Raw genomic sequence first — 15,982 nt, 5'->3', positions numbered from 1 at the left:
TTATGCCTCCGGTGTTCCGTCCGCCGAGATACGGCGGAAGCCGAGGTACGGGAAGAGAGATTCGGGAAGGACGAGGGAGCCGTCCTGCTGCTGGCACTGTTCGAGGAGCGCGGCCACGGTGCGGCCGATGGGGAGGCCGGAGCCGTTGAGCGTGGCGACGAGCTTGGGCTTGCCGTCCTCGCCTCGGGTCCGGATGTTCGCGCGGCGGGCCTGGAAGGTGCCGAAGTTCGAGATCGAGGAGATCTCCCGGTAGGTGTTCTGGCTGGGAATCCAGACCTCGATGTCGTACGTGAGCTGGGCGGAGAAGCCGATGTCGCCTGCGGCCAGCTTTACGACGCGGTACGCGAGGCCGAGCTCCTTCAGGCACGCCTCGGCGTGGCCGACCATCGTGTCCAGCGTGGCGTCGGCGTCCGCGGGGTCGACCATCCGGACGATCTCGACCTTGGCGAACTGGTGCTGCCGGATGAGGCCCCGGGTGTCACGGCCATAGGAGCCGGCCTCGGAGCGGAAGCACGGCGTGTGCGCGGTGAGGGCCATGGGCAGCTCGGCCGGCGGGATGATCTCGTCGGCGTAGAGATTGGTCAGCGGCACTTCGGCCGTCGGGATCAGGAACAGTTCGCGGTCGGCCATGCCGGTCTTGAACAGGTCCTCCTCGAACTTAGGCAGCTGCCCGGTGCCGGTCATCGTCTTGCGCGTGACCAGGTAGGGGACCGCGTGCTCGACGTATCCGTGGCGGCGGGTGTGGATGTCGAGGAAGAGGGTCGCCAGTGCCCGTTCCAGGGCGGCGCCCGCACCGCGGGAGACCACGAACCGAGGGCCCGACAGCTTCGTCGCCCGGCCGAAGTCGAGGATGCCGGTGCTCTCACCGAGGTCGACGTGGTCCTTCGGCTCGAAGAGGAAGGACGGCGGGGTGCCGACGCGCCGGACCTCGACCGCGAACTCGTCAGAGTCGCCGTCCGGGGCCGAGTCGTCGGGCAGGTTCGGGATGCTGAGCAGCAGATCGCGGAGCTCTTCCTGGCTCTGCTCCTGGCCGGCCTCAATCTCGCGGACCTGGTCCTTCAGCTCGCGGGCGCGCTCCTTCAGCTTGGCGATGTCGCCGCCCTGCTTGGCCGTCTGCTGGACTTCGCTTGCTACCCGCTTGGCCTCCGCCCGCAGCTCGTCGGCTGAGCGGATGCTCTGGTTGCGCCGCGACTGGAGGTCTTCCAGCCGGGACAGGTCCAGGGAGTAACCGCGACGAGCGAGCCGACGAACCGCTTCGGCACCCATCTCAATGAGGGCGCGGGCATCATGCATGAGGAAGATCCTTTTTATCCAGCGAGCGGGATGGGGATGCAGAATCGACGGTAGCAACCGTCGAGCCCTCGCTGATCCGCAATATCGTCGCGTCACCGTCGGCGGCAGGTTCTTGGTGAGCGCTTGCGTCAAGATCGTCCAGCAGCGTCGTGATCAGGTTCGGGAGCTCGTCGTCGGGTATGGCGACCGGCTCGACGTATGGAGCCTCCGGGAAGAACAACGGCATCCGGTCGTTCGCAGAGCGGCCCTGGTGCCATAGCAATACAGAGACCAGCAGCCCGTGGCTGACGAGTACACGGGGGCCAGGGTGATTCAAGGCGGCGAGGACCCCTGAGAGCATCCTGCGGATGCCCTCGCTCTGCGATTCCGTGGCGCCGGGTGGACGGCGGCTCGCGCCCTGGCTGTCGAGCCATACCGCGTATTCCAGAAACGGGCTGCTCTCGAATTTCCCGTAGTCGAGTTCATTCAACCGGGCGTCGACGACCAGTTCGGCCGCCGGAACGCCCATCAGCAGGAATGCCGTTTGCTGGGCTCGTGGGAATTCGCTGGCCAGCCACGTCGCCACGGCATGCAGAGGCAGGGTCGCCCAGGCACGGCTCAAGGACTGCCGGCCTTCGTCGTTGAGCTGGATGGGCTTGGCGGGGTCGCCATTCACGAGGTAGCGCTTGCTGTAGTCCGTCTGGCCATGGCGAACGATGTAGGAGATCACGTTCCGCTCCGTCGAGTCGATGCCGAGAGATCGGAGAGCACTTCCGCCATCCCCGGCAATCTCGTATCGCCGGTCTCCGCGTAGAAGAGGAGACCGTCGAGGGCGAGCAGGCGGCACCACGGTGCGAGTACAGGTACAGGGATCCGGGACACGCGCGAAGCAGCTGTGAGCCGACCGCTGGTCCCCTGGCCGAGGTCGTAGTAGACGGTCCAGAACGCCCAGTCGAAGGCCGGGTCGCCCAACATGGGCAACGGGTCGATCAAGCGCGGGCGCGCCAGCCAGTCGAAGGGCACGTTCTCCCGATACAGGTCCGCGTGCAGGACCGTCGTCCGGCCCGGGTCTTCCTCAAGGTCGGCGAGAGATGGAAGCGTGGCGTCAATGAGAGGGCGCCACCGGCCGACGTCGAGGGCGTGCTCCCGCCTGCGGATCCGGGGGAGGACCTCCCCATGGAGGTAGCCTGCCAGCCGGGGAAAACGGTTCGGTAGGTTCCTGCGCCGCCCGACGATGTGCAGGCACTGAAGGGCGGCGGCGACCATCTGTGTCTCACAGTGTGGTCGCTCCGCACCCCCAGGCCGGCCTCCGACGAGTTCGAGGGCGGCCACTGCGAGATCGTCCGCAACTTCGAGGACATCGGCCGTGGGTCCGCCGGCCCACAAACGCAAAGCGTCTACTTCGTGGCGGTACCGGTCGGGGTCGACCCAAGCTTTGAGGAGAAGTGGACGCTCGTCGAGGTCGGTCGCCACCGCGATCACCGAGGCGTGTCCGGAGTCGACGTAACCTCTGAGCGAGAGCTTCCAGCGTTGCGCAGCCGTGGCTAAGAGATCAGGCGCTGTGTCGAGCCAGCCCCGAACTCCGAGGCCGTAGTGAGCGAGCAGGCGCTGCCGACAGCCCGAGGGGATATCGCCGAGCGACCGCGTCGTCATCAACTCAGCACGATTCCGCCGGAGACCAGCTCGTCTGTGAGGGCCGGGAACTCGGTGAGAATCTCGGCGACCAGGGCCTGCACCTTGTCGAGCTCGGCGTCGGCAGCGGAGAGGCGGACGAGGATGCGCCAGGGCTCGTCGAGGCGTTGGCCCGTGGTGCTGACCAGGTGCACTTCCGCGTAGCCCGCGGTCGCCTCGTGGAGTCGGAAGGCGAGCCGTTGAGCGGCGATGTTGTACAGCTTACCGACGTGGTAGACGGGGTTCTTGCCGTTCGCCCCCTCCAGATTCATCGGGCGCAGCGGCGTGATCAGCCCATTGACACGGTTACCCCGGCCGACGACGCCCTCGTCGCCGGACTCGATGGAGCTGCCCGTGAAGGTGAGGTACAGCTCGTCCTTGTCCGGCACGTCACGTGCGTTCAGCCGGAAACGAGCTTCGGCACCAGGTAGGCGAACGCCAGCCAGGCGATGGCACTCGGCCAGTACGGACTCCGCGTTGCGGACGTACTGCCCTCGGCTGCCGACCTGGCGGGACTTCTGGGGGACACACAGCACGACATCCGCGCATTCACCATCCCAGTACCCCATGAGCTTCACGTCCGAACCGCACCAGGCGTGGGCGCGGGTGAAGTCGCTCTCCCCGGAGAAGTGGTCGACCAGCTCCCTCACGAACGACTCGAAGGAATTCTCCGGTGCCCAGCCGGTGCCAAGAGACGTGTCGTTCGAGAGCCTCACGCGCCGCTCGCGCAGGTCGTCGATGGAGCGCGGGCTGAACCACCGGGTCCGGTCCGGTATCTCGTCACCGGTGAGCACGGCACCCGGGCTGGAATTGCTGGTGATGTTGAAGACGATGTCGAGGCTGTCCGAGACCTCGGGGAGCCGCTCGGCGAAGAAGGACCTCACTTCCGCCTCGACGATCTCCGTGACCGGGATGGACTCGCCTCCGCACATCGGTGCGGCTCGTCCGTTGACCAGGACCCGCACGGGAGAAGTCATCCGGCCTCCCCCATATCGGACTTCGCTGGCTCCGCCGAGGAGGGCGAGCTTGTCGAAGTTGTGGTGGAGCACGGCGCCGAAGTGGTCGACCGTGTAACGGCTGTAAGCGCGCGACAGCCGCTCCGCGAGGTGGTCGGCCAGGGTGTCCGGGTGACCGAGGCCCTTGCGCTCCACAATGGTCGTCGCGCCCGGTGTGGCCATGCCGGTGTCGATGACGAGGTGACTATTGCCGAGGATCGTGCTGGTACGAGGCATCGCGAACTCCCGTTCAAGGGTGGACAGAAAGGGATGGGCGCAGGCGTCAACACGCCTGGACGAGCGGTGAAGTAAGGGTTCAGCGAGGAACGCCGGCAGCGCGGAGGAGCGCGACGGTCTGGGCAAGCGACCTGTACGCGGAAGCGGCCTGCTCTTCGGCAGCGAGTCGGTAGACGGCGCGGGTGGTAACGAGGTCGATGTCTTGGACCCGACGGCGATCGAGCCAGAGAAGCAGGCGCCAGGTGAGAACCGGCCCGTTGAACGGCAGCCGGGTCACGAGATCGACCGGAATGCGTTCGGGCGGTACGCCCTCGTACAACAGGTCGCGTACAAGGTGAAAGACCACGTCGGTGTAGTCGAGGACGGCTGGACCGCAGGCGCTGGCTTCCCAGTCCACGATGTGCAGGCTTTCGCCGTCGACAAGGAGGTGCTCGGGCTTGAGATCACCGTGGAGGTGAACGACCGAATATGAATCGATCGACCGGAGAGCTCTATTCAGCACCGGCCACCAAGGCAGCCGCTGGCAGCGAGAAGAGAGCTGATCAAGCAAGAACTGACGCGGGGAAGCGAGGCCGGCCCGCTCCGCACCCCAACCTGGGCCAGGAGTGATGCCTGCATCAGGCCGATGCAGCCTGCCGCTCGCGGCCACGACGTGACCGACGTACTCCTGGATCGCCATGCGCGTACCTATCGAACAAGGCAGCCCAGGCAATTTCCCGAAGGCCGTCCAAGACCCGGCGTTGCCCTTTCCCGTGGCCAGGACGGCCGGGACCGAGATTCCCTGGCGGGCGGCGCGCTCGACCGTCGCGGCCTCGCGATGGCGCCGGCCTTCGGGGTCGATGCCCACGTAGACCTTCAGCAATGCACTGCCGTCAGTCGCGTACCGCGTTCTGCTGTGCGGCTTGCAGAACGTCGGGCCGAATGGGCCAAGACCATGCTCGACCCACGGCTCTGCCGTCTTCGTGCTGCGCACCCTTCTCACCTCCATCCTGTCGATTCCCAGGGCCAGCGAATCTGGCCGTCAGTCCTGGCGTCGTGCTTGCGCTGAGCAGGCCCAACTCCTGGCTACGCGGCGGCGCTGGGCCCGGGAGATGCCATCATCTGGGTTCGCCAAGTCCTGTTCGAGGGCTCTGGCAGGTCATCAAAAGGACTTCTACAGGGCTTTGTTGGCCTACCGTGGATAATTTTGCGCCGCTACGGGGACATCGCATGGCACTCTCTGACGAGAGTTCGTCCTGGAGGAGATCCATGTCCCGTCCCGCAGGCAATACCAGACTCAAGGCCGCCCGCCTGGCTGCCGGATACACCTCTCAACAGGCCCTGGCCGACGCCATCACCGAGACGGCACCCAAGCTGGGCATCAGAGGTCTCGCTGTCGGTGTCCGTCAGATCCGCCGCTGGGAATCCGCCACACCACCCTGGCCACAGCCTGACGTCCACCGAGTCCTGACCCACCTCCTGGGCCAGAGCATGGAGGACTTGGGATTCACCCCGCCATGGGGGACGGAGAAGCGCCACGCGGCCACGACGGCCCGAGATACCCCGCGTGCGCCTTTGGCTCGAGCGCGGCTAGCTTCTGTCCCGGCCCAGGCAGGCGCCGCGAGGCAACCAGCCACTGTAGGCGCGGACTTCGAGGCGGTCACTCGTTCTCATCGGCACCTCTATTGGTCCGTGGCCCCCGCCATCCTGCACCCTGCGGTCCTGGAGCACGCCCGTCTCGGATGCGCTCTCCTGCCGGAGACGGCGAACCCTGTCCGCCGAACGCTCGCCGGCGCACTCGCCGAGTCCTACCTGCTTGTCGGCCGCATCGAGTTCTTCGACCTAAGCCAGCCCGACCAAGCTTCGGAGACCCTCTTGCGAGCCTTGCAAGCGGCGGGCGAAGCGGATGACCCGATTCTCGGATCGGCCATCCTTGCGCACATGGCCTTCATCCCTGGCTGGACCGATGACAGGGAAGCGGCGATCGAGCGCATGATGGCCGCCCGTACCTACGCCCGGCGCGGAGACGCCTCCGCGGAACTCTGGGCATGGCTGGATGCCGTGGAGGCGGAATGCGAGACCCGCTGCGGTGATCCTCGTGCCGCGCTCCGCCTGATCCGACACGCCGAGGACACCCTCTCCTCAGTCTCCGCACACCCCACCCCTGCCTGGCTGGACTGGTTCAGCCCAGTGCGCCTGTCCGCCTTCAAAGGCAACACGCAGCTGAAGGCCGGCCACCTGCCACAAGCCCGCCAGACCCTTCAGGAGGTTCTCGACTACCTGCCAACCGAGTCGGACAAGCAGCGCACCGTCGTCCTCGGCGATCTCGCAGCGGTTGAAGCTGCGGACAGCCACCCGGAGGCGGCATGCCGGTACGCCGTCCAAGCCCTCGACCAGCTCGCCATCACCTGGTACGCCACGGGTATGGACCGCATCCGCGAGGTCCGGCGCACGCTCGCTCCGTGGCAGAACGAGCAGTGCGTCCGGGACCTGGACGATCGTCTCTACGACTGGGGCACGACGATCAGCGCTCTCCAGCGTTGAACTTGGAGATCTTCTCCGGCAATTCCGCGAGCGAGTCGATGCGCATCGTAGTGATCGAGTCCGCATCCGGATCACGCTGCTGAATCGTGCCCCAGGGCCCGCGCCGAATCAGGGCCGTCAGAAGCCGCGCCTGAACGGCCGGGCGGATGTCGTTGTCGAGCCGGTCACCGACGTACAGGATCTCGCCCGGCTCGGCAGGCGTTGCCTCGATTACGTGCTCGAAGAACTTCACGTCCGGCTTCGACGCTCCCCAGTCGTCACTGGTGGCAATCAGGTCGGAGGGAAGGTCCAGCCCCCGTAGCAGGCCGCCGGCCCGCACGGTTTGATTCCCGGCGATGCCCACCCACAGCCCAGCCTCCCGCAGTGCGGCCAGCGTGGGTCGCACGTCCGGATACAGATCATCCTCGCCGAACCATTCCGGCTTCCCGGCCGCCGCACGCTTCTCGCGCTCTTCGGTAAGGTCGAACTCCGGCCGGAACTCCTGAAACGTCTCGCGATAGTCGCGCCCCTGCGCGATGACCGCTCCGAACATTGCCGCGAAGGTATGTCGCGGCACCCCCAGCCAGTCCGCCCAGGTCCCGTACTCCCGGGTCTCGTCAATAAGACACTCGCCCACGTCGAACACCACCGCACGAATCATGTTCCGCAGGTTACCTCCGGGGGCAGGTTGGCTGGCAGTTTCTCCTCCAGAACGCTGCTGATCTCAGACCATGGGACCGCAGACCAGGGCGGTCAGGCCGAGGCTTTGACCCGATAGCTGGGGCTCGGATGATGGGAGACGTGGTGACATCACCCTTCGAGAACGCTCTGAACGCGGTGATCTGGCCGCAGGGGGCAACACCAGGCCGCTGAACCGTCGACCACTGCGGCCCGCATCGGATGGGCGTGCCCAGGACAGGGTGGGCGGGCCGCACCGTGTGTCAGGTCGATCACCCAGTCCTGCAGCCGGTCCGCGAGATGCACTAGTTGAGCCGCCGAATCCCCATCGGATGGAAGGTGTACCCGCGTAATGTCCTCACCATTTGCGACCAGCACGTGCACTCCGAGATCCCATACTTCCTCGGCGAGCATCCCCACGATGAGTTCGGACTGAAATGATTCCGTCCGAAACGGGGGACCGGGATCCGGGTGCTCAGCGGTTACCACCTGGACGTCGATTTCGCACTGCCCGGCCAGACCGAGGCTCGCCATGATTTCCTCGGCCCAGCCCACCACGGATTCCACAGAACTCATCCCCTCAGCGGGAGCAATCCACCGGCAAAGACTAGCGTGCCGAATCCCGGACGCCCGCCGATATTGATACTGAAGGACATGTAGTCCTGAAAGTCGATGCCATCCCATGACTTTACAGGACCCATAGTCCCATGGAAGTAGTACGACTTGCCAACGAAGTGATTGCTGTTGGCGGGTTGCGACTTTCCGTTCTTCCACCAGCGCAGTCCCGTCTCATGCACGGTGCTGGTGATGATGGCCTGCACTTTGGGGGATATCTTGTAGCCCCAGTTGATATTGCTGAACGTGCAGTTGTGACGGGCGTAGAAAACGCCGTTCGTGGTCGCGAAACTGCGATTGTTGTAGCACATGAGCACCGCTCGGCCACCACCGCCGCTGCCCGGGTCCTGACTCTGCGGGGCAACGATCCCTGTGCCGTTGGTGGTGGCCCCCGACGTGACCGGCCCCGTGGTGTCGTTCGGCGAGGAGGATGCCTCCGCACCCTCGCTCACGTTGTCCGCAGACAACAGGCCAAGTTCGTCCGAATTCAAATCCGTTACGGGCCCCGGTGCCGCGCTCACCTCAGCCAGGTCCAATCCGGCCAACTCGCTTGAGATGTCAGGCGTACTGCCGTCCGGAGTATCGATAACCCCGCCGCCCTTGCCCGGCGCAGGTGTACCGGTCGGAAGCGGGTCAAGGGTGATCGTCAGCTTGGCCGTGGCCCCGCCTCCGAGATCCTGAACCACCGTGAACTGGTCAGCGCCAGGATCGACGGTCTCGGCGGACGCGGGAACCGCAGGCGCCAGTACGGCAGCGCTCACCACGACAGCCAACACGGCGGCGAAACGCCCAGGTCTGGTAAGTACGGACCTCACGGATGCAACTCTCATAAATGTCTCCCCCACCTGCAGTGCTACGGATCGTGGACGACGGCTCCAGGCGTGCGTTCGAATGCCTGGACGACAAGCCGAGCGCTGACCGTAACAGTCTGCTCACTCGCAGGAGTACCTATTTGATCGACTGCGTCCCAGCACACGCGCTCTGTTTCAGCCACGCTTGTCCCCAAGGAGATGCGACTCCCACGGAGCGCGGTCATCTGCTGGGCCAGGCGGATCAGTAAGCCCGAGGAAGCGGTTGCGGCGGTTTGGCGACACCGCTCATGGCCGTGATCTGGAACGGGTGGCAACCGACATGGCTGCTGCCCCAGGGAAGGCAGGGGTCGCGTGGCCGGCGCCGAGCCAGAACACGGCCGCCGACGGCGGCCTGTCCTTCGATGGAGTCGTCGTAGGCCAGGGGTTCAGTGGGGACGAGACAGTCATCGCCGGGGTCGAGGCCACGGCGGCCGGGTTCTCCCGATCCGTAGAGCCCGAGCAAACGGGCGCGCAGCCTCAGGCCGCAACGTCCAGAGCTTCCAGGCGATCACGGAACTCGCAGACCGCTGGAACGGCTTGGTGCGGGCCGAGTTCGTTGGAGAACTCCCTCAAGCGGACCAGAGCGCGCATCGAGCTGACCTGGTTCTCCAGAAGTTCGGCGCCTGCGTTCGCGGCGTCGAGCGCTCCGTCGAGGTCGTTGCCGGCCAGTCGTGCCTCGGCCAGACGGCTTGCTCGTACTGCCTTGTCTCGGGGAACCGCCTTCTTGACCGAGAGCTCCAAGGCGCTAGTGGCGCGCTCAACTTGCCCTGCACGCAGCAGTACTTTGCCTTCGGTGGATTTCAGCTGCGCCTCCCCGTACCAGTCGAGCCAGTCCGGGGTCTCTTCGTCCGTACGGCGATCCCACAAACTCATCGCCCGGTTCAACGCGGTGCCGGCCTCCTGGTGAGCGCCGTCACGTGAGAGTGCCTCTGCCCTGTGCAGGTAGAGGTAGGACTGCGTGTAGGGCCTCAGCGTTCGAGGGGCGTTGTCGATGGCGGTGGAGATGAGTTCCACACGTTCCGCGGTTCGTCCGGCTTCGGAGACGTGGATGCCCATCTCCGCCAGGACGAAGGCTCCGAAGGCGTCGTCTCCTGCCGTTCGGGCGCTGCGGAGAGCTCCGACGTAGTACTGCTGTCCGGCAGAGCGCAGGCCCGTGTCGTACGCCATCCAACCGGTCAGGTACGACACTCGTGCGGCCAGCCCGTACAGACGCCTGCCGACCTGCTCGGTGTACCGACCGGTGCTCAGGAGGCCGGAGATGAGGGCGAGATCGCCTCGCGCCTGCTCCAGAAGCCGTGCCCCGCCGAGTTGGTCATCGAGCGTGCGCAGCGTGCTGACGCGCTGCTCAATTGTGGTAACCATGCGGTCGGTTACTCGATCTCCGTCGAGTGCTGAGGCGAACGCGGATGGCGCCTCGGCCCAGCTCGCAGCCAAGCCCGCGAGGGCCACGCCTGTGATGGTGAGAAATCCTCGACGATCCATGCGCCCACTCCCGACCAGATCAGCCAATGCCTCTACGGTACCGGCCTCGGTCCAGGGAGCTGTCAGCCCAACGACTTCCCATACGGGGAGCCAACGGGGCCATCCTTCCGAACGGGCTTGCGCGTACGGGACTCGCAGCAGGTCAGCGAGGACGAGCTGGGCGTCACCGTCCGGCTCCTGCCCCTGTTCCCACTTCCACACGGTCGTGCGATTGGTCGCCAGGGGGATTCCGAGGAGCTTGCCGTGGGCTTGCATGCGCCGGGCGAACTCAGCCTTCCCCCATCCGCGGATTTGTCGGACGAAGGCCAGTGGATGCACTGCTAATGGATCACCAAGCACGTCGCCACCCCGTCTCCTCGCGCTGTAGTCCGGAGGCTACTCGCTGTGTGCGAGAGGGGGGAGAGCGCCTACCAGAAGAAACCCCCCAGAAACGTTCCGTGCTTACGCCTGTTGGCCTTTGACTGAGGATCACGCCGTCCAGGGGCTCAGGATTTGGCTCCGCCCAAGCGTGTACCCCGGATGGCCGTCCAGATCGGCGGCTCCGACCCTGCGTCCCCCGTCAGGGTCGGTGTCGCTCTACCTTCCCGGAGGCGTCTGCCATGCCTACCCTCGTCACTCGCATCGTCCTCGCGGGCACCGAAGGAGCGGTCTCACCTGCTCGACGTGCGGTCGTGCAGCAGGTTCGCGTCTGGGGCGTACCTCTGGATGAGCAAACGGCGGACGCCATCGGCATGGTGGCCTCCGAGCTCATCACCAACGCCGTGCTCCACGGGGGAGGACGGATCACGATTGGCCTCTACCACCAGCCCGGACGCTTGATCATCGACATTCTCGACGAGAGCCCGACGGCCCCGCTGCTGAAAGTCGCAGAGGATGAGGACGAGAGCGGTCGCGGCATGGCGCTGGTGGCCTCGCTCGCGACACGATCCGGCTGGGAGCCTGCCGAACGCGGAAAGCACGTCTGGGCGGAGATCACCCTCCCCAAACCGGCGCCGGCCATCCGCGCGGCAGTACTGCGGCGGTTCTTCAGTGCCCAGCAAAATGCCCTTGCCAGACCTACGCCCCATCCTTTCGTCTTGGCGGTCGCCTGATGTGGCCGCAAGGTCTGCGGGCCTCCCCCCTGCCCGACCCCGACGTCGTGTACCGGCCGTCTCGCCGTGACATCGATCCGGCATCGGGTGATCCAAGGGCTTACACCCTCTGGGGCCGCCACGAATGGCGAACACAGGGCGAATGCTGGTTGTGGTGCGGGCGTGAAGACGTCGATGTGACGTGGATCGGACCCGTCCAGTCCAGCGGCATGCACGCCGCCCTCTTCTCCTGCCGGGCCTGCCTCTATGAGCTGGACCAGCGCGTGTTGCTCGTCAACATGCGCAAGGACCAGGGCGCTATGACCGCCAGAGCCACATAGAGCAGCTCCATTCGCGAGCGCCCCTCCAGGGCTGCGACAGCCACCCGGATCTCCGTCCCACGGCTGCATGACTCGCCATGGCCGAGGGGCGGTCCCCGGCGTGCAACGCGCCGGATTTGCACCATCTCATAGCGCGGAGATGCCCCGGGCAGATCCGCACATTTCGCCACGGCCTTTCGCCACCGAGAGGCCCGATGGAAGGAGAACCGAATGAAGAGCGAAGAAGGTGCCGGCACCGACGTCGGCCTGCTGATCGCGGTCGATCAGCTGGCGATGGCTCACGACCGCAGCGAGGCAGAGCGCTCCGATGTCACCAGCTCGCAGAACAGCGCTGGCGATGACGGGGACAACCGCGACCTGAACCTTCCCAAGGAGTAGGAGAAACCCATGGAGCACCGGCTCGTCACAGGAATCGAGAAGGCGCTCGGCTGGGACGGGCCGGGGCCCGTGGGCACCGCGTTCGTTCGCGGGCAGCTCACGGACCTGGACCTGCTCACCCGGCTGATGACGCCCTACCGGCTGCTGGAGACCATCCAGCGCCGTCACCTGACCAACCCCCAGCTGCGTTGCTACGCGAAGGGTGACGAAGTCCACCCCTCCACCTTTCTGTCCACCGCCGTCAATCGGCGCAGGCAGGCAGTCAACCAGGCGGACATGGCGGCCCTCGGCCGCATTCTCAATGGCGGCGGCACCGTAGTCCTCGACCACGTCGACTTCTTCGATCCCACGCTGGAAATCGCCTGCAGGGCACTGGGCTGGTGGTCGGGCGAACTGGCATCCGCCAACGCCTACCTGGCCGTGGGTGAGACCGACGGCTTCCACCTGCACTGGGATGACCACGACGTGATCGCCGTCCAGCTGTCCGGCGAAAAGTCCTGGGAAGTCCGCGGGCCGTCGCGACCCATGCCCATGTACCGAGACGCCGAGCGCAACCTCACCCAACCAGACGAAGTTCTGTGGGCGGGCACCATGACCGCCGGCGATGTCATGCACATACCCCGGGGCTACTGGCACACCGCGACTCGGCTCGGTACCGGAAGCCAAGGCCACTCACTGCACGTCACCTTCGGCCTCACCAAGCGCACAGGCGTCACCTGGTCCAACTTCCTGTCCGACGCCACGCGCGCGGACGAGCTGTTCCGGACCGACCTGGAGAGCAGTGAGGGAGCGGCCCAGCACGAGCTGCTCACCGCGAAGCTGGCAACACTCGCTCGCGAGTACGAGCCGCAGCGCTACCTGAAGGAACTGCGGGCAAACACGCCGCCCGCCAGACACATGCCCCACATTGCGGCCTTCGACCCCCTGGAGCACGTGGTGGCCGTCACCGAATTCGAACCGGTGATCACACATGCGGACGACGTCATTCAGGTGATCGGTGGAGGCAAACAGCTCACCTTCCACAGGCGGGCCGAGCCTGCTCTGCGCGCTTTGCTGTCCGGCCATCCCGTCGGGCTGACGGGAGATGCCACGGACCTCACTACGGTGGCCGAGGTTCTGATCAAGGAGGGGCTGTGCGCACCACTGACCGCCGAATCGCTCTCGGGCTATACCGGACTCGTCACACCCGTGAACTTCTCGAAGGAGCACTCGAACTGGGCGTGACGGACCTGGACACCGCCTTCAACTACCAGCATTTCGGGTCGCACGAAACGCTGGCCGCCATCGCAGCGGACCTGCTCCCAGCCTTCTCGATCTCCACGAAGATCGGCTACTTCCCCGAAGGCCATGACCTCAGCACCCGGAGCCTCCGGACAGCGGCCGAACAGTCGGCGATCGCTCTCGGGAGGACCCCGGACACGATCCTGCTGCACAACCCCGAGTGCTCGGCCGCCAACTTCGAAGCCGCCTGCGAGGCGCTCGCTAAGGTGCGCGAGGAGGGCCTGTGCGAGGCATGGGGCATCTCGACGTGGTCGCCGAGCCCGCTGCTCGAATCCGCGTGGGAAGTACCCAGTCCCGACGTGATCATGGTTCGAGCCGGCCTGAGCGTGCCTTCCCTCGTGCTCGACGCCGGTGAACAACTGACCGAACGGCTGGGCGCGCGGCAAATCTGGGGAATGTCACCGTTCGCCGGCGACGCGGCCGGTCCGATCTGGACACAGGTCGACACCCGCCAGTTCCTGTCCCCTGGCCAGCAGGGCTCGGCCCTCCAGAGCGGAATCGCGACAGCGTTCGCGATACCTGGAGTGACCCGGCTAGCCGTCGGAACCTCGCGGCTCGACCACCTGGCCGACTTGGCCGAGGCCGTTTCCTTTGAGGTCAACTCCACGACGGTGAATCAGTACCGGACGCTACTGCGCCGCAGGGCTACGGTGAACGGATGAGTCACAGCCGGAAAGGACCGACGGTGCAGCTCAACCTGGATGATCTCTCCACCGTGCCGCTCGACGATGTCCTGGAGACCGTTGAGCGGCGGCTGGGACGCCAGCTCAAGCGCCAGGACGGCCGCTACAGCCGGTGGAACGGCACGGCCGGCTTCCCCACCGACGCTGCTACCTGGATCCGCCTCGCCTGGCGGCGCACCGAGAAGCTCAATACCCACGCCTGGAACGGCTACGAGGCGGCTGCAGCCATTCAAGGAGTGCCACGACCGCAATGGCTCGCGGCGACCATCTGGTCAGATCCAACACGGGACGTCGTGTGGCGCGGTGACGAAATGACCTTGGCGGGCGATCCGGCTCTCTCCCAAACCGGGGACATCACCACGGATCCGCACCTCCCAGATCAATGGTGGACCGACCTACAGGCATCGCTCTCCAACCTGGCCGCCCACCCAACAGACCGAGTAGCCATGGGCCAAGCACACCTCACTGCCCGAATCCAGGAGATCTACGGTGATCAGGTCGACACCACCATCACCGACTGGGCCTGCGCCCACGGCGACCTCGGCTATGCCAACCTCTGCGGCCCGCAACTGACGATCATCGACTGGGAGAGCTGGGGCAGGGCCCCGGTCGGCTGGGACGCCGCTTGCCTATGGTCCGCCTCCCTGGCTGTCCCCACGCTCGCAGATCGAGTCCTCACCCTCTTCGACGACGCCTTGTCCACGCGCTCCGGCCGCCTGTCCCGCCTACTTCTCTGCGCCAACACCGCAAGGGCCTTCCGACGGACGGGAAGGCCAGCCCCACAGACGGAAGCAATGGCTTCCGTAGCGCAGACTCTTCTCAGCGAAATCCGCTGAACGACGGGCCTACCAGCTTCCCGACCGCACCCGGGCGCTGCAGGAGTTGGTGTAGAAATCCCCATGCAACCGCCGCTTCCGACCGACTAGCGTGTCAGTAAATTCAGGAGGCGCGGTGCTCTCTTTCACGCTCGACACCAACTGCCTCATCGCAGTCGAGGAAGAACGACCCGAGGCCGGCGCTGTCCGTGACTTGGTTGCACGGCAGCGCTCCGGCCTGGCAACGGTGCGGCTGGTCGCCACCATGGCCGCCGAGACCCAGCGGGACGGCACCGTCTTGGACAACTTCTCCCACTTCCAGCGGCGTATCGACGGGCTCGGCTTTGGAGAGTTGGAGATCCTCGCGCCCGTGGCGGTGTGCGATCTCACCTATCTGGACTGGTGTGTGTTCGCGCATGACGACACCGAGGCGGAGATCCGCAGGCTGCACGAGGTGTTGTTCCCCACCGCCCCCTTCGGCTACCTCGACGCGGTCCCCGGGCACCTGGACGAGGAAGCGCGGAGGCTCGCAGAGCGCAAGTGGCGCAACCAACAACTCGACGTGCTGGTCCTGCACACACACATCATGGCGAAGGCCGACGTCTTCGTGAGCAACGACAGGAACTTCCGGAAGCAGAGCAAGAGGCCACGCCTCGCGGAACTGGGAGCCAAGGTGATCCTCTCCCCTGCCGACGCCGCAGCCTACGACGCAGCCGATTCGGCCTGATCTCGGCGCAGACTCCGAACCTTGGGACGGGGGTGCCGAGGGTTCCAGTTCGGGTTGCATTCGTGGTCGTTCAGGGTGGTCCGTCTGATCGATCTACTACCACTGCGCCGCAGGTCAGGACGACTGCGAACTCATCCGGACAACCGGACGAACAGTTGCAAAGCGTGTTGGGAGCAACCCATCACGAGTTCGAATCTCGCATCCTCCGCACTCGCCCGTCAGGGCAAACGAACGACCCGACGGCTCAGCAGCCGGGTCTTTCGTCGTTCCGTGGTCTCAGTTGGCCGCGGACACAGACCGATCACGGATCCGGCGCGAACGTCGGCCGTTCGGCCGGAACCACCGCCAAGGGGGACGGGAGGGGCTGCCGCTCTTGGGGTCGAA

At 65.8% G+C, this 15,982-nt stretch carries 16 protein-coding genes; 8 read left to right on the top strand and 8 right to left on the bottom strand.

The genetic code is table 11. The features are described from left to right. From serS to G3I60_RS15895, 5 genes are all read right to left on the bottom strand, one after another. On the bottom strand, positions 1-1,293 hold the full coding sequence (serS, locus tag G3I60_RS15915; RefSeq protein WP_164607265.1) for a serine--tRNA ligase: 1,293 nt from the start codon (positions 1,291-1,293) through the stop codon (positions 1-3). Beyond that, on the bottom strand, positions 1,286-2,002 hold the full coding sequence (locus G3I60_RS15910) for a histidine phosphatase family protein (protein WP_164607263.1): 717 nt from the start codon (positions 2,000-2,002) through the stop codon (positions 1,286-1,288). Before G3I60_RS15910 ends, serS begins: the two co-directional genes overlap by 8 nt. Continuing rightward, on the bottom strand, positions 1,999-2,925 hold the full coding sequence (locus tag G3I60_RS15905; protein ID WP_164607261.1) for an aminoglycoside phosphotransferase family protein: 927 nt from the start codon (positions 2,923-2,925) through the stop codon (positions 1,999-2,001). Before G3I60_RS15905 ends, G3I60_RS15910 begins: the two co-directional genes overlap by 4 nt. Continuing rightward, entirely contained in the window at positions 2,925-4,175 is a 1,251-nt protein-coding gene (locus G3I60_RS15900; RefSeq protein ID WP_164607259.1) for a methionine adenosyltransferase, read from the bottom strand. The genes G3I60_RS15905 and G3I60_RS15900 overlap by 1 nt, the downstream gene beginning before the upstream one ends. 79 nt (positions 4,176-4,254) lie before the next feature. Then, the gene (locus tag G3I60_RS15895) at positions 4,255-5,148 is read right to left on the bottom strand and encodes an aminoglycoside phosphotransferase family protein (RefSeq protein WP_164607257.1); all 894 of its coding nucleotides are present in this window, start codon (positions 5,146-5,148) and stop codon (positions 4,255-4,257) included. A 275-nt stretch (positions 5,149-5,423) separates the two neighbouring features. On the opposite strand from G3I60_RS15895, the gene G3I60_RS15890 reads away from it, so the two are divergent. Continuing rightward, on the top strand, positions 5,424-6,698 hold the full coding sequence (locus G3I60_RS15890) for a transcriptional regulator (protein WP_164607255.1): 1,275 nt from the start codon (positions 5,424-5,426) through the stop codon (positions 6,696-6,698). Here the strand turns inward: G3I60_RS15890 and G3I60_RS15885 are convergent. The 3 genes from G3I60_RS15885 to G3I60_RS15875 all read right to left on the bottom strand — a co-directional run bounded on the left by G3I60_RS15885 (position 6,679) and on the right by G3I60_RS15875 (position 10,642). Beyond that, positions 6,679-7,338: an HAD family hydrolase gene (locus G3I60_RS15885; protein ID WP_164607253.1), complete on the bottom strand. Its 660-nt coding sequence runs from the start codon at positions 7,336-7,338 to the stop codon at positions 6,679-6,681. The genes G3I60_RS15890 and G3I60_RS15885 overlap by 20 nt on opposite strands. Positions 7,339-7,927: 589 nt before the next feature. Further along, complete coding sequence (locus tag G3I60_RS15880; RefSeq protein ID WP_164607251.1) at positions 7,928-8,731, bottom strand: hypothetical protein; 804 nt, start codon at positions 8,729-8,731, stop codon at positions 7,928-7,930. A gap of 567 nt (positions 8,732-9,298) precedes the next feature. Beyond that, a complete protein-coding gene (locus tag G3I60_RS15875) occupies positions 9,299-10,642 on the bottom strand; it encodes a transcriptional regulator (protein ID WP_164607249.1) in 1,344 nt (447 codons plus the stop codon). Positions 10,643-10,902: 260 nt separating this feature from the next. Between G3I60_RS15875 and G3I60_RS15870 the strand changes: the two genes are divergently transcribed. The 7 genes from G3I60_RS15870 (at position 10,903) to G3I60_RS15845 (ending at position 15,598) form a co-directional block, all read left to right on the top strand. Next, on the top strand, positions 10,903-11,394 hold the full coding sequence (locus tag G3I60_RS15870) for an ATP-binding protein (protein ID WP_164607247.1): 492 nt from the start codon (positions 10,903-10,905) through the stop codon (positions 11,392-11,394). 176 nt (positions 11,395-11,570) lie between these two features. Continuing rightward, positions 11,571-11,714 carry a hypothetical protein gene (locus G3I60_RS45435; RefSeq protein ID WP_239069880.1) on the top strand — a complete coding sequence of 48 codons (144 nt, stop codon included), beginning with the start codon at positions 11,571-11,573 and terminating at the stop codon, positions 11,712-11,714. Between the two features lie 210 nt (positions 11,715-11,924). Further along, positions 11,925-12,092, top strand: a complete 168-nt coding sequence (locus tag G3I60_RS44605) for a hypothetical protein (RefSeq protein ID WP_203673051.1) — start codon at positions 11,925-11,927, stop codon at positions 12,090-12,092. A 9-nt stretch (positions 12,093-12,101) separates the two neighbouring features. Continuing rightward, positions 12,102-13,316: a cupin domain-containing protein gene (locus G3I60_RS15860; protein WP_164607243.1), complete on the top strand. Its 1,215-nt coding sequence runs from the start codon at positions 12,102-12,104 to the stop codon at positions 13,314-13,316. Further along, a complete protein-coding gene (locus G3I60_RS15855) occupies positions 13,313-14,035 on the top strand; it encodes an aldo/keto reductase (RefSeq protein ID WP_343241945.1) in 723 nt (240 codons plus the stop codon). The genes G3I60_RS15860 and G3I60_RS15855 overlap by 4 nt, the downstream gene beginning before the upstream one ends. A gap of 23 nt (positions 14,036-14,058) precedes the next feature. After that, a complete protein-coding gene (locus G3I60_RS15850) occupies positions 14,059-14,892 on the top strand; it encodes an aminoglycoside phosphotransferase (protein WP_164607240.1) in 834 nt (277 codons plus the stop codon). Between the two features lie 115 nt (positions 14,893-15,007). Further along, the gene (locus G3I60_RS15845; RefSeq protein WP_164607238.1) at positions 15,008-15,598 is read left to right on the top strand and encodes a hypothetical protein; all 591 of its coding nucleotides are present in this window, start codon (positions 15,008-15,010) and stop codon (positions 15,596-15,598) included. Positions 15,599-15,982 lie beyond the last annotated feature (384 nt).

This window comes from Streptomyces sp. SID13666 (genome assembly GCF_010548325.1).
Taxonomy (GTDB): domain Bacteria; phylum Actinomycetota; class Actinomycetes; order Streptomycetales; family Streptomycetaceae; genus Actinacidiphila; species Actinacidiphila fildesensis.
This window is presented reverse-complemented; position numbering and strand designations above follow the sequence as displayed.